The organism is Pseudalkalibacillus sp. JSM 102089 (assembly GCF_041366475.1).
Classification (GTDB): Bacteria; Bacillota; Bacilli; order Bacillales; family Guptibacillaceae; genus Guptibacillus; species Guptibacillus hwajinpoensis_B.
On record NZ_JBEWYW010000019.1, the window covers coordinates 18803 to 33415 of the forward strand.

The following is a 14613-nucleotide window of genomic DNA, read 5'->3' on the forward strand; positions in this document are numbered from 1 at the left end:
TAATATTCATTAAGGAGGTACGTAATTGATACGTGTTTTTCTGATAATATTTTCAATAGTGTTGTTAACTTCGTGTGTAACGAATGATGTGGTTGATGAAGGAGGAAATAAAAGTAGTATTACTGAATCTCCAAACGCTGTAGGAAAGAATGGTCCTAAGTTTGAAAACTATGATGGGACACCATTAAAAATAGCAGTTGTTGGTGCCGAACCAAAAATAAAGGAAAATGAACTTATCACGTTCACACAAATAAATTTTGGTGATCTGCAAGATATTAATTCAAATGATTACGATGCGGTATTCATAATGAAGGAATTCCTAAAGAAAGCCTCTAAAAGTAAATACGCTGAGTTATACAAAACTACAAATTTGCCTTTCTTTTTTATACAGTCAGAAAAATTAACCTATGCTTTTACAAATGAGGACTCATCATACGAAAAAGCTCGCAGCCTTAGCAACTTAGAGTATGCTGTGGGATATTACTCCAAAGAAGATGGTCATTTAGGTTGGAAATACGGTCTATATAATGACCAAGAATCTCAAAAAAATATCCTGGATGTTTTCAGTAGGATATTTAAGACCATCGAAGAATTAAACTATCAATAGTACAGTACATATTGAGTAGAACTAGCCTTTTCACTGTAAAATCGGAGCGTTTGCGTAATAGAAAGTAAGCTCTCTAAGTTTAATGAAGAAAGAACTTTAGAGGGAGGAGACTTGAAATGACAAAAAAGTATTACTCCATTTTATCTGGAGTTTTCTTTATAATGGCTGTTTCCCCAATAGTAGCTGGTTTAACAAATTGGGGTAATGAATTATATGTTGCTGTATTAAATGTAAGCATCTTTTTACCTTTGATTTTAGGTGTTTTGGGATTCATATTTGCTTTGTTTGGTATTAAAGGTAAAGTCAAAGGTAGTCTTGTTCTGCTTAATGTTATAGGCGTATCATTATCTGCCTTTTTAGTATTTATAGCGATGTATGGTTTCCAACAACCTTAAATTGTGAACTCCAACAAACTCGGAGCTTATCTGTAATAGGTAGGCTCTTTTCTGTAGAAAAAGGATGGATTTATTAGAATTATTTTGAAATAATTGGTATATTGAGCGGTGAATTTGAAAAAACGTCCTATATTGGAAGGGGTGAGTTGATAAGTGGACATAAGAAAACCAAGTGAGGTAGAAATTGAAAAGATAATAGCACTTTCTCCACAGGCTATATTTGAGGGAACTTTAGGTGAATCTGAACCAACGATTGAAAAAGCAAAACAACTAGTAGAATCTCTTTTGAAAAAGGGAAGTTATTATTTAATATCAACTGAAAATGATGTAATAACGGGTTGGATTCTTTTAGGAGGAAGTAAAGACCAGTTTTCAGATATAAAACTAGGATTTATTTATGAATTATTTGTGATAGAGGAATGCAGAGGTAAAGGTATTTCAAAACAATTGATTAGAACTGGTGTTGAACAATTGAAACAAGAAGGATACTCCGAAATTCGTTTAAGCGTTTTTGATGGAAATCAAGCAATTAAGATATATGAAAATCTAGGCTTTAAAAACAGAACAATTTCTATGAGTATTTCATTATAGATAATACTCTTCCATTATCTCGGAGCGCTGGTTCAATATTATGATACATAATTTTAGGAATATAAATATAAGAAGGAGATCTTCTAATGAATAAACGAATTAAAGAGGGTATTATCTCTGCACTCGTTTTTGCAGTCGTTGCTATTCTCTTTGGATATTTCATATACGGAGAAATAAAATGGACAGTCGTAATAGGACTAATGATAGGCGGTTTTATTTCTTGGTACTTTATTATTCCTAAGATAAGTAAGCAAGGGGATGGAGAAAAATAGTGTATATATCTTGTTTTCGAGTCTTCCGCAAACTCGGAGCTTTACTCTAAAACGATTATGCTCTATTTTTTGCTAGTAACTGGGCAGTGTAATGAAAGGGTTGAATTCGACATAATTGAGAGTCTTGGAACTAAAACCAAACTTTTACCTATATGGAATCAGAAGGGATTAATATGACCAAAGATAATAGAAGTAAATTGTTAGTTATATTGGCATTTCCGTTTTTTTTCTCTTTTTTTATTTATGATATAAAGGATATCGAGTTTTGGTATTACAATGGTTTCACATTAGTTCTTTTTTTGACTATATTTAATTTAGTTGCAATCAAAGTTTTTTATCCAAGAGCTTCTTTTGTAATAGGTGTAATAATTTGGACAACTCTGTGTGCACTTTTATATAATGACACTTTCGTGGTCATAGGAATATCTTTATTTTCATTACTTACTATATTGACTTTCGTGTTTATGTATCAACGACCTAAAGGATTGAATAACGAAAACTAATATATCATTTTTATTCTAGTTCCGTAAAATCGGAGCAATAGCTGCACATGGGCTATCGCTTGTTGTGCTAACGGTGCAGGTTATTTAGAGTAGATCAGGATTTTGCATTAAAATTATACAAGAAATCACAGGGGAGATATTAATCGATGAAAGGAATATATGAATCTATAAGTGAAGGGCAGTTAAAAAAGTATGCAGAACTTGCTGTGCGAGCTGGTGTAAACCTGCAGAAAAATCAATTATTGATTATTCATAGTGATATACAACATGCTACGTTTGCACGTTTAATCCAAACGGTGGCCTACGAGGCAGGAGCGTCCAATGTATTTATAGACTGGACAGATGAACAGTCTACCACAGAGTTTTTCTTACACGCAGCAGATACTGTCATCGATGACTATCCTGATTGGCAGGCTTCTCGTTTTAAGGAATGGGAGGATGCAGGTGCTGCTTACATCCATATTATTTCTGAAAACTTAGAGGTCTTTAAGGAAGTTTCTACAGAAAAGATAAATCGTTTCCAAAAAGCTTCTCGTACCAAATTGAGGGATCATCATGCGAAAATTAGGTCACACGAGGTGCGCTGGTGTCTTCTAACTGTCCCGAGTGTTGGATGGGCAATGAAAGTATTCCCCAACCTAAGTAAAGAAGAAGCTTTACAATCCTTATGGAATTTAATCTTAAAAGGGTCTCGGGCAAATGGGAAAAGCCCTATAAAAGATTGGGAGAGTCACAATAGATCCTTCGAGTCTCGAAAAAGGATCCTAAACGAGAGCCAATTTGAATCCTTGCATTTTACAAATAGCCTTGGAACTGATTTAGTAGTTGGTCTACCTAAACATCATATCTATATCGGTGGGGGTGTCATAGATAAAGATGAAATACCTTTCTTTCCGAACATTCCTACGGAAGAAATATTTACTGCTCCTCATAAAAATAAGGTGAATGGAAAATTGGTAGGTACTAAACCTCTTATCTATGGAGGAAGTGTGATCGATGAATTTTATCTGATTTTTAAAGATGGACGAATTACCGACTATTATGCGGCAAAAGGCCAAGAGGTGTTACAAAACCTCACCGAAACAGACGAAGGATCACAGTATCTAGGTGAAATTGCCTTGGTCTCTAATAAATCTCCTCTTGCTCAGGCAGATACTCTTTTTTACAATACTTTGTTTGATGAAAATACGTCCTGTCATATCGGAATCGGAAATGCATCTCCTTCCAATATTCAAAACGGCATTGACCAATCTGAGGAAGAGTTGAAGGCAGCTGGTCTGAATACTTCACTTTTGTCAGTCAATGTGACCTTTGGTACCGAAGATATGAAAGTAGAGGGTGTTGAAGAAGATGGAACTGAAGTCCTGCTAATGAAGGAAGGGGATTTCGAATTCTAAAACATCTCCAACTTAAAAACAGTAAAAACTGATTTCTGGGGGATTAACTTAGTGCTAGTTATAGTGAAAACAAACTGGTGCATTAGGTAAAGATCCGTTTCAATATCTCGAAATCAAGTCTTCCGTATTATCGGAGCTTATCTATAACAAGATAAGCTCTTTTTAACTTGAATTAAAGATTGAGTTATTCGGTTTTGTTTGAAATAATTGGTAATATATAGTTGGATTGAGAGGTTTCATATGACTTTGTGTAAAAGGAGTTGGGGTTTAATGGAAGGAATGACTGGCAAAATATTACATGTAATAATAACTTGTGTTTTGTTATACGGATTCTTTAAGATCATTAGATTTATTTATAACAAATATATACCTTACAGTTTTGCAACAGATGCAATCGGAATAATAATATTTGTTATCTTTTGCATTCCTGCCTCACTAGTAATAAGCCATAAATTGTTAAATTCAGCAGGGAAATATTGATCATAAAGAGAGTACTAGAAAGTGTGATGAACTTATATCTTCAGTTATTTCGGAGCTAATACTTTATAAAGTACTCGTCCTTATTACATAATTATCGGGCAAAATAAAAGTTAATTTAAAATTGAAGGTGCAGGCTAACCAGTTATTCCATTAAGAACGCTACGATGAAGGTGGTGTAATTAACAATGGACGATGTTGTAATGTGTCCTGAATGTGGTAACCAATTGAAGCAAGGATATATTTTCTCTCCTCGAAGAATTTGCTGGTCAGACTCACCTGATTCCATCTTTGCGGATTTTGGAAGTGAAATATTAATAGGTGATGCATGGTTAAAAGTCAAAAAAGTTCCAGCGTTAAGGTGTGAAGAGTGTAGTGTAGTTATTTTCAAACATGGTGAAAACAAAGATATAAAATAGCAGTAAAGTAATTTTGAATTGAGTTTATTGTTTCGTTAAATCGGAGCTTATCTGTAATAAGATAGGCTCCTTTTAACTGGAATTAAAGATTGAGTTATGCAGTGTGATTTGAAATAATTGGTATTAGAAATTTGAGCAGCGATTGTTGAGCAGGAAATTCCAACCTATATTTGTAAATAAACTAGATGGTGGAATGAATTTTTAGATGAATGAAAAGGATATAAATTAACTTTGACAGTATAGTCTAAGATTCATCTATTAAAAAATAGCTTCAACACTTGACCCTGTACTATGGTACGGGGTTTATTCTATATATAGAGGTGATGAAATAATGGGATATCAAATAAGCGAATTAGCTAACCTTTGTGACGTCAATAAAGAAACGATACGCTATTACGAGCGCAAGAAATTAATTCCTGAGCCAGCTCGTAATGAATCTGGATATCGGTTGTACAACGATCTTTCTGTTAAACGAGTGAAATTTATTAAACGAATGCAAGAGCTAGGTTTTTCATTAGACGAAATTCACAAATTACTAGGTGTAGTTGATAAAGATGATGTACGGTGCAAAGATATGTATGAATTCGTAGCAATGAAAGAAAAGGAAATTGAGAAAAAAATAAACGACTTGGCTCGGATTCAATATCTCCTAATTGATCTAAAGGAACGTTGTCCAAGTACAAAAGATCTTCACGAGTGCCCCATTATAGAAACACTCATTGTTGACTGATCCGAGGATGGTTCTTATGAAGAGGAATAAGACTTTTATTACAGGCGTAATAGGAACAATCATTGCCCTTATTTGTTGTACGACTCCAGTTTCAATTATTTTACTAGGCACTGTTGGACTCGGTGCATTAACTGGCTATTTGGATTACGTTTTGATTCCGGCATTGGGTCTATTTATTTTAATAACGTTCTTTTCTTATCGAAAAAGAACTAAAACTTCCAATGAAAAAGAGAATTGTTGTTTGTAGGTTATGTTGATAAGAGTTCTTGTGAAGCTCAAGTTTGAATGAAGAATAAATAAGAGGAGGAACTTTGAAATGAACAAAACAGAGGTAAAAATCCAAGGTATGACATGTGATCAATGCGAACGTCATGTCTTTAAAACACTAGAAAGTCTTGGTGCTGAAGATATCAATGTCAGTTTTCGCAAAGGCGACGCTTCCTTTCATCGCCCAAATTCTTTAAATTATGAAAGGATTAAGAAAACTCTCGATACAACGCCATATAAAGCTGTTGATGTTTTTGATGTCAATACTACAGCAAGCAAATCAGTATCTTCTTCAGAAAAGGAGTACGACTTTGTTGTCATCGGATCTGGTGGCGCGGCTTTTTCTGCTGCGATTCAAGCGTCAGAAAATGGTTTAAGAGTGGCGATGGTCGAGAAAGGAACGATTGGGGGAACGTGTGTAAACATTGGTTGTGTTCCATCTAAGATGTTGTTAAGAGCTGGTGAACTGAACAGCCATGCTCATCATAACCCTTACAAAGGTTTAGCACTTCAATCAACCAAGCCAGACTTATCCCAACTTAAAGAACAAAAGGACGAACTTGTTCAAAAGTTGCGTAAAGATAAATACGAAGAACTTATTGAGGATTACGGATTTGATCTGATAAAAGGCGAAGCACGGTTTAAAAATGCACACACGATCAGTGTGAATCATCAAGAGCTAACCTCAAGGCATTTTCTGATTGCCACAGGAGCGTCACCTGCCGTACCTGATATACCAGGACTAAAAGAAAGTGACTATTTAACAAGCACCTCTGCTTTAAATTTGAAAGAAGTTCCAAAGCATCTCGTCGTAATTGGTTCAGGGTATATTGCGCTTGAATTAGGTCAAATGCTTCATGATCTAGGGTCAGAAGTGACATTAATGCAACGGAGTGACCGCCTTCTTAAAGATTATGATCCTGAAATCTCTGAAGCCATCGAAAAATCCCTCACCGAAAAAGGCATTCGCTTGATAAAAAATGTGGAGTACAACAAGGTTGTCCAACATGGCAGTGAAAAGGAAGTTCATATTCGAATGAATGGAAAAGATCAAGTAGTGTCTGGGGATCAACTATTGGTTGCGGTTGGTCGTGCTCCTAATACAACTGCAATTCAGCTCCAAGAAGCCGGGGTGAAGGTTGGTGAAGCTGGAGAAGTATTAGTCAATGACTTTTTAGAAACAAGTGTCCCTCACATACACGCAGCAGGAGACGTTACTTTAAGTCCTCAATTTGTATATGTTGCTGCCTATCAAGGAAATCTAGTCGCAAAGAACGTGACAAGGTCTCAAAAACGCAAACAGGACTTGACTACCGTTCCAGCAGTGACATTTACCTCTCCTTCCGTTGCATCTGTAGGTTTAACAGAACAACAGGCTAGAGAACAGGGATACAATGTGAAAAGTTCTATACTTTCATTGGAAGCCGTACCAAGAGCATTGGTCAATCATGAAACGACCGGTGTATTCAAGCTCGTGATGAATGAGGACAATCAGCAAATTATCGGGGCACACGTTGTAGCAGAAAATGCCGGTGATGTGATTTATGCAGCTACTTTAGCAGTGAAATTCAAACTCACAGCTGAAGACCTTCAGGAAACAATGGCACCATACCTTACAATGGCTGAGGGATTAAAATTAGCGAGCTTAACTTTTGATAAAGACGTTTCCAAACTGTCTTGTTGTGCAGGATAACCGTCATCCATGGCCCCGCTGTTATTAAAACGGTGGTTTTTTCAACCCTGGAAAAGGTACATGGTTTGATTCGTTAGTGATAAGGAAATGGTTTTAATAGCGAGTTAAAATCAAGGAGGTACTTAAGATGAAAACATACGATCTCATTGTTATTGGATCCGGTTCCGGAGGATCCATAACAGCAGCAAAATGTAATAAAGCCGGTTGGGATGTAGCGATGGTAGATTACCGTCCATTTGGAGGGACTTGTGCTTTGAGAGGTTGTGATCCTAAAAAAGTATTAGTTGGTGCGGCAGAATTATTGGATTGGAATAAAAGGATGCAAGAAAACGGAGTGCAATCAGAGCCCTCTATCGTTTGGAAAGATCTAATGAAGTTTAAAAAGAAATTTACGGATCATGTACCAGATAAAAAAGTAGACGCTTTATCTAAGAATGGAATTGATACCTATCATGAAAAAGCTTCCTTTATTAGTGAGAACGAAGTCCAAGTGGGCGAACACACCATAAAAGGGAATCGGATTTTAATCGCTTCAGGGGCAAAACCAACTCCTCTAAACATTAAAGGAGAAGACTATCTTACTTATAGTGACGAATTCTTAGAATTAGAAGAACTGCCAGAGAAAATAATCTTTGTAGGAGGCGGGTATATTTCATTTGAATTTGCTCATATTGCGGCAAGAGCTGGTTCTGAAGTTCATATCATCCACCGGGGAGAAACGCCACTAGAGAACTTTGATGCGGATCTTGTTGACTTACTGATGAAAAAATCTAAAGATATAGGCATAAAGGTTCATTTAGAGAGTTCTGTTGCGTCTATTTGTAAAGAAAAGGATGGCTATATCGTTACATCAAAAAAAGGGGAAGAAACATATGAACTAAAAGGAGATCTTGTTGTTCACGGAGCTGGTCGGATTCCTTCACTAGATATGGATCTTGAAAATGGAAATGTTGAATACGATAAGCGTGGGGTAAAGGTTAATAACTACTTACAAAGCGTAAGTAATCCACATGTGTACGCTGCAGGTGATGTCGCTGCGACAGATGGATTACCGCTTACCCCGGTAGCAAGCATGGAGTCTCATATTGTTGCTTCAAATTTATTAAAGGGAAATCATAAAGAAATGGATTATCCTGCTATGCCTTCTGTTGTGTTTACTGTTCCTAAAATAGCATCGGTGGGTCTTAGTGAAAAAGAAGCAAAAGAAATGAATCCTGATATTGAGGTTGTTTATAAGGAGATATCGAATTGGTTTACATATAAACGAACCAATGAATCTCATGCAGCCATAAAACTGTTAATTGACAAAGAAAAGGATATAATCATGGGTGCTCATCTTATTAGCAATGAAGCAGATGATCTTATTAATCACTTTGCGACAGCTATTCAATTAGAGTTGAAAACACAAGAATTAAAGCAAATGATTTATGCTTATCCAACGACTGCTTCAGATATTGGGCATATGTTGTAACATTGTATTAGTTGAAGTTATAGAGGAAGAACAGCTTAATTTAGGGCTGTTCTTCGTTTTGTTTTTTTAAGAAAGTATATAAATAAGGTAACCGATTTTCAATTATATGGTGAAAACACTAAAAATAAATGGTGCGCTTTGCTCCAGATTATCGTAGCGTTTACTTAACGAAAAGTTGCGATCAATATAGGTATAGGACAGCTTAATGGAGTAAAGAATGAGAGGTTTTTCTAAACAAAGGAGAAAGTAAATTGACTCGATTAGAGTACTTTTCGATATCTATTTTAAATTATGTTGCCTCTAACATATATTGTAACCAGTAATACTTCCGACTTACTAAAGAAACCAGAAGGCCATTCTTCATATAAGCATGAGAGTTAACCTTCTGGAATTTAAATAGAAGCGAAAAAGAATAGTTTTCTAATGAGTTCTTTTACTTACACATGGCGCTTTATTATTGAATAACGATGATGTATTGTAATAATTTACCAGGATAGTACACCATAAGGAAATTCCCCTATGAGTGCTAATGTATTATTGGGAGTTGTTTTTCAAAAATTTTATAATATATAAAACTAAAGCAATTATCGCAACCGATCCTAAAATTGTTACAACTAGGCCCACTAGTAAAAATACAGATTGAATTGCCCACCAATCATCCATTTAATTTCTCTCCTTTAACCTCAATTAAATACATAACTTTGTGCTACGTAGGCATATTTTTCTTTTTTATCCAACTTTTTTAATTTTATTTGGCTTCTTATATCATAATACCTACTTCCACCTAACCATCCCAATAAATCAATTTTTACAGTATATTCACCATAGCTGTTAATATCATGACCTTCTACGGGTGCTTTTGAGTCAGTTGTTTTTGCCGTAGCTCTTGAAATGTCGAATTTAGGTAAATAACTACGTGTACCAGACTTAGAAGAGTACCTCATTTTTAGCCCGTAATCCCCAACAGAATAATGACTACGAAGATACAATTTTCCTACATTTATTCCACTTGCTCTAAAAGTAATAATAGAGCTGTAACGCCTTGCTCCATAATCTTTCTTTTCACTTCTATAAGGAGAATACATTATCCCACTAAATACTGGTGCTCTATTAATTTCTATACCTTCACCTTCATATATTTCTACAAAATCTTCAGCTGGTAAATCACTATCTTCTTCTTCCTCAACAATATATTCTTCGGGTAATTCGTTTTCATCTACTTCTTCTGGAAGGTCACTAGTTTCTATGTTAACTTCACTTCCATCAGATAAAGTGATTTGTTCCTCAACGAAACCTTCCGTATTTAACTTTGAATTATTCAAATTATTGAGCTTGTGATTTAGTTCTTCCTTCATTTGATCACGATATTCAATTTTAGCTTCTTTAGTAGTATTTTCGTCAATAGAATCAAAGATTTCTATAATGTCATCCTTAGGAAGTTTAGAAACTTCTGTACTTTCGTTAACTTCTCTAATTACCTCAATTAATTCTTTCTTACTGATAATTTTAGAAGATTGTATAAATTCATCTTTAATAATTTCCTCGTTTTTTGAAGCGCTAACATAATTGGAGTCAATTATTCCTCCAAACGTTAAAAGTCCAACAATTCCAAAGACCAACAATTTTTTTAATTACATAATCTCCTCTGTTTAATTATTGGTAAAATTTTAATTATTTACCATGAAATTCATTATATATATTTGAATATAATTAGTCTATCTTTATTTTATAGAACTGGTTTGTTTAAAGCTGATAGCTTTAATGTTTATTCCCCCAGGAAAAGCTTATGGAACGACTATCTATTAAATGATTTAATAGATTTATCGTTTGTATAACTTGGTACGGCTAATTCGTAAGTAGCAGGTCCAGAATTCCAATGGAATGAGAATAAAGATGTGGCAACATAAACTTTTAAAGAGAAATATGATTACTCATTTTCAAGAGTAATAATAATTAATTAGAAATCAGCGCCTTATTCCAGAATCTCGGAGCTTATCTGTAATAGGTATTTAGTTTGACATTCGGAAGAAAAGGTCAGGAGGAATACTGGTGAAAATAATTAGAATAATTTTGGCGACTGTTTTAGTTGCCTTTTGTAGCTATGGCTTAGTAACTGGAACAACTGGAATCATGTTGCCTTATTTATTGCTATTAATGGGTGGTATGTTTCTTATCATGGGAGTTATTGAATTTCAAAAACGAAAGCCAGTCGCATTCACATCATTTCTTGTTGCTGGATTTAGTTTTTTTGTTGGGATTTATACTATATAAGTAATCTAGCAAAAAACAGAGTGAGATTTTGAGGGGAATCTAACTGATTGCTTCGAAATTAAGTCTTCAAGTAAATCGGAGCTTATTTGTAATAGGATAGATTCCTTTGAAAGCTAGTATATAAGTTGAGGCGGTTCTATTAGATACGCTTTCGTAAAATGCTTTCTAATCCAATGAAGCAACAACAAACAGATATTCTTAGAAAAGATCTTCTCTTCATGAGGAGATTTTTTTAAATTGAATTATTTTAAATATATTGAATTTTATATTCTATAATTATAGAATATATACCAAGAGGTGATAAATATGGAACTTATTTCTGCTGGAACTAAACGAAGAAGGGAGAAATATAAGCTTGAGCTAAAAAGCTCTTTATTATGGGAAGTTGCTTTAGGCATAGCAGCTATAACGAATGAATCTCTGATTGATACACTTGATCTTTCTAAAGAAAAGAGAGAACTGATTCACCAATCTTTATCAAAAAGCATGATAGAAGAACTAGAATATGTACAAAAAAATAATACTTGGAAAACCATTCTTCAGCTTCTCCATCAAAAAGATTTCGAGAATTTATCTTCGTTTAATGATTATGTGAGGAGTTTATCTGACGAGCAATTAAAGAACATTTCTATACCTTATCTTGGTAATGAACAAGAAGTGTTGAAAAGAGATTTATTAAATGGATCTGCAAAAGCGCTTCAGGAATTACAAAAGAGGAATCATGAACATCCTTTCCTACCATCTTACCTTGAATTTATTACTAAAGTTTCCTGCGAGGAATTGAAAAGCCATCTTCTAGTAGTAATGTCTGGTTGGTATAGCGCAATTATCGAGCCAGATAAAAATAAACTCGAAGCAATACTTCAAAGGGACATGGCTTCAAAGGAAAAAATGCTAGGAAGTTTAGAACCAGAACAATTTGTTGAGTGGGCAACAGATGGAGTGAAATACCTGCCGGAACCAAGTGTTTATAAGGTTATTTTGATACCCCATTACATATATCGTCCATGGAATGTCGAAGCAGACTTAGAAGGCGTTAAGGTCTTTTATTATGCGGTCTCTAATGAAAGTATTTCAAGTGAGGATAAATTTGTTCCTAATAAACTGTTGGTACAAAAGTATAAAGCATTAGGAGATGAAACGCGTTTAAGGATTTTAAAGATGATTAAGGAAGAGCCGACATCTCTGCAAGAGTTAACCACTGAACTGAAGTTAGGTAAAACCACCGTTCACCATCATTTGAAAATTTTAAAATCTGCAAGGGTCGTTTCTCAGAATTCCAATAAATATTCTATTGATGATAGTGTGCTAGATCATTTACCAACAGATTTAAAACTTTTCTTGGAAAGGGATTAGTAAAAGGGGGAAGTTTCATGGGAGTTCCTAATGCACAATTTGATTCAAAAGAAGTAGTACCTGAATTCAAAAAGAATTTCCAGGTATTTCGGTTTATAGGTGGAAATTTAGTTTCTTTTTTTGGAGACCAAATATATTTAATTGCTTTGCCACTAATCGTATTAGCTATTACTGGATCACCATTAAGTATGGGCATAGTTGCAGCACTCGAGAGGCTTCCTATCTTAATTCAGCCCTTTACAGGTGTTTTGGCGGATCGTTTCAATCGTAAAAAGTTACTAATGATTTGTGATTTAGGAAGATTTTTAACGGTTGGACTATTAGGTTATTTGTATTTAACAGATCAACTTACTATATGGGGAATTTATGCAGGTGCACTGCTTGTTGGAGTGTTGACACAAGTATATAATACTTCGCAATTTGCATCTGTCCCTAAATTAGTGCAAAAAAGGGACTTACAATTAGTAAACTCCATTAATACAGGAATATTTCAAACGGCTGTATTTATAGCTCCAGGCTTAGGCGGAATCATTATAAGTATCTTCAATCCTGGTATGGGTTTGATAATAAACAGTTTGACTTTCTTATTCGGATTTCTAGTGGTATGGAGTTTGAATATTGAGAGTACCGTTCAAAAAGAAAAAATAACTAGCTCTAAGGTGTTTACTGATATTAAAGAAGGCTTTCATTTTGTTATCCAAAAGAAGCCGATCCTTTATACGAATTTAGCGATGTTTTTCTCAATATTTGGCTCGACACTCTTCTTAACAATGTTGGTCATTCATTTAAAATCCACGGCTGGATTAGATTCAATTTTAATAGGTTATGTGCTATCTATTGGTGGTATTGCCGCAATTGGAGGGGCTTTAATAACAAACATACTAAAGAAACACTTTTCTTACAGAACCATTTTATTCTTCGCATCACTTGTGGGGGGAGTGTCTATTATAGCTTTTGGTATGAATAATTCTTTTATATGGTTAGCGTTAATGAATGCACTCGGTACGATTTCTGCTTCTATTATGAACCCTTGTATTGTGACTATTCGACAGAAGTTAACCCCAGATCATTTACTAGGTCGGGTACAAGCTACTAGTCGATTCATGACATGGATATTAATGCCCGTCGCAGCCTTAACTGCTGGAGTTCTTGCTGAAAAGTATAGCACAACTTTAACATTTTTTATTGGTGGTATAATTTCCACTTTTGCTTCCTTTATTTATTTACACCCTTCTTTAAAAAAGGCATAAGAATTCTAATACCACAAATGGATATAAGGAATTAGAAGTAAGAGATATCTCGATATCAAGTCTTACACAATCTCGGAGCGATTGTTCAATAGAGTCATAGCTCTTTTTTATATAAGCACAAGGAATATCAGGGCTATTGACAAAGCAGGTTAGTTTAAGATGGTACGGTATATTTAAACTCCTGCCACTAAACTCCAAATTGTTTTAAATGGTGGTCAAGATGCTTGTAGATGCCTTTTCCCCATTGTTCGGAAGTAAGTTTTCCGAAAAAAGGATGTGGATGATCTGTACAAGACTCTGGTCCATTCTTTTGAAATGTTATTATTTTTTGTTTTAGTTTTCCTCTTTCAACTTCAAAATCTCTTTTAGATGTAATTAAAATGGTTGGAATAGTCGGCATATTTTGGTCTAAAGGTTTGTCATTATAAAAGATGGGTTTTGCAAATCTACCTACTAATAATCCTAACAAACCTCTTTTAGGGAAAGAATCTCCCATTGCGATATCTTGGAAAGATGTGCAATGAGCTAACATTTGAGAAACATCCATTTTACCCCATTTTGGTTGTGAATTTACATTTAAGTTTTCGATACGATTTAATATTTCATCTGTATGCTTGATCTCGAAAATATTATTCATTAGAATCCTCCTTTAGTTTTTTAAACTAAAAAATCCCATTAATTATTATAGAGTTCACCGTCACCGTTGTTAATCCTTTAGACTAACTGGTGCTTTAGTTTAAAATCTGCTTCAAGATCTATCTCGGTATCAAGTCTTCCAGATTATCGGGCGATTGTTTTATAGGTCATCGAAATTAACTTGATAAAGAAGAATCCTTTATTGGGGGAGAGAAATTTGAGTAATGGTCAAAAGATAGATGTCGAAGGAACAGAGCTTTACTACGAGTATGTTGCTA

Annotated in this window: 16 protein-coding genes; 13 read left to right on the plus strand and 3 right to left on the minus strand. The window is 34.6% G+C overall.

From position 1 onward, the window contains the following. Positions 1–25: 25 nt before the first annotated feature. The 10 genes from ABVF21_RS21670 to ABVF21_RS21715 all read left to right on the plus strand — a co-directional run bounded on the left by ABVF21_RS21670 (position 26) and on the right by ABVF21_RS21715 (position 8822). A complete protein-coding gene (locus ABVF21_RS21670) occupies positions 26–607 on the plus strand; it encodes a hypothetical protein (protein WP_371018970.1) in 582 nt (193 codons plus the stop codon). A gap of 116 nt (positions 608–723) precedes the next feature. Next, the gene (locus tag ABVF21_RS21675) at positions 724–1002 is read left to right on the plus strand and encodes a hypothetical protein (RefSeq protein WP_226611847.1); all 279 of its coding nucleotides are present in this window, start codon (positions 724–726) and stop codon (positions 1000–1002) included. A gap of 153 nt (positions 1003–1155) precedes the next feature. Beyond that, positions 1156–1593, plus strand: a complete 438-nt coding sequence (locus ABVF21_RS21680; protein WP_371018971.1) for a GNAT family N-acetyltransferase — start codon at positions 1156–1158, stop codon at positions 1591–1593. An 86-nt stretch (positions 1594–1679) separates the two neighbouring features. Beyond that, positions 1680–1865 (plus strand): hypothetical protein, encoded by a 186-nt coding sequence (locus ABVF21_RS21685; RefSeq protein WP_194219058.1) that lies wholly within the window; start codon positions 1680–1682, stop codon positions 1863–1865. Positions 1866–2514: 649 nt separating this feature from the next. Beyond that, on the plus strand, positions 2515–3765 hold the full coding sequence (locus ABVF21_RS21690; protein ID WP_303534703.1) for an aminopeptidase: 1251 nt from the start codon (positions 2515–2517) through the stop codon (positions 3763–3765). A gap of 665 nt (positions 3766–4430) precedes the next feature. After that, the gene (locus ABVF21_RS21695) at positions 4431–4661 is read left to right on the plus strand and encodes a PF20097 family protein (protein ID WP_283152820.1); all 231 of its coding nucleotides are present in this window, start codon (positions 4431–4433) and stop codon (positions 4659–4661) included. Between the two features lie 331 nt (positions 4662–4992). Next, the gene (gene merR / locus ABVF21_RS21700; protein WP_303534697.1) at positions 4993–5391 is read left to right on the plus strand and encodes an Hg(II)-responsive transcriptional regulator; all 399 of its coding nucleotides are present in this window, start codon (positions 4993–4995) and stop codon (positions 5389–5391) included. A 16-nt stretch (positions 5392–5407) separates the two neighbouring features. After that, positions 5408–5638, plus strand: coding sequence for a mercury resistance system transport protein MerF (merF, locus tag ABVF21_RS21705; protein ID WP_303534695.1), 231 nt, complete (start codon positions 5408–5410; stop codon positions 5636–5638). A gap of 69 nt (positions 5639–5707) precedes the next feature. Next, a complete protein-coding gene (merA, locus tag ABVF21_RS21710; protein WP_371018972.1) occupies positions 5708–7351 on the plus strand; it encodes a mercury(II) reductase in 1644 nt (547 codons plus the stop codon). Positions 7352–7478: 127 nt separating this feature from the next. Beyond that, positions 7479–8822: a dihydrolipoyl dehydrogenase family protein gene (locus ABVF21_RS21715; RefSeq protein ID WP_371018973.1), complete on the plus strand. Its 1344-nt coding sequence runs from the start codon at positions 7479–7481 to the stop codon at positions 8820–8822. Between the two features lie 534 nt (positions 8823–9356). Here the strand turns inward: ABVF21_RS21715 and ABVF21_RS21720 are convergent. Then, on the minus strand, positions 9357–9485 hold the full coding sequence (locus ABVF21_RS21720; protein WP_257147707.1) for a hypothetical protein: 129 nt from the start codon (positions 9483–9485) through the stop codon (positions 9357–9359). A 20-nt stretch (positions 9486–9505) separates the two neighbouring features. Beyond that, entirely contained in the window at positions 9506–10444 is a 939-nt protein-coding gene (locus tag ABVF21_RS21725) for a hypothetical protein (protein WP_371018974.1), read from the minus strand. Between the two features lie 427 nt (positions 10445–10871). Here ABVF21_RS21725 and ABVF21_RS21730 point away from each other — a divergent pair, with 427 nt between their 5' ends. From ABVF21_RS21730 to ABVF21_RS21740, 3 genes are all read left to right on the plus strand, one after another. Next, the gene (locus ABVF21_RS21730) at positions 10872–11093 is read left to right on the plus strand and encodes a DUF3953 domain-containing protein (protein ID WP_371018975.1); all 222 of its coding nucleotides are present in this window, start codon (positions 10872–10874) and stop codon (positions 11091–11093) included. 306 nt (positions 11094–11399) lie between these two features. Further along, a complete protein-coding gene (locus ABVF21_RS21735) occupies positions 11400–12449 on the plus strand; it encodes an ArsR/SmtB family transcription factor (RefSeq protein WP_371018976.1) in 1050 nt (349 codons plus the stop codon). 17 nt (positions 12450–12466) lie between these two features. Beyond that, positions 12467–13699, plus strand: coding sequence for an MFS transporter (locus ABVF21_RS21740; RefSeq protein WP_371018977.1), 1233 nt, complete (start codon positions 12467–12469; stop codon positions 13697–13699). A 187-nt stretch (positions 13700–13886) separates the two neighbouring features. On the opposite strand, the gene ABVF21_RS21745 is transcribed toward ABVF21_RS21740, so the two are convergent. Further along, entirely contained in the window at positions 13887–14336 is a 450-nt protein-coding gene (locus tag ABVF21_RS21745) for a DUF1569 domain-containing protein (RefSeq protein WP_371018978.1), read from the minus strand. Between the last annotated feature and the right edge of the window lie 277 nt (positions 14337–14613).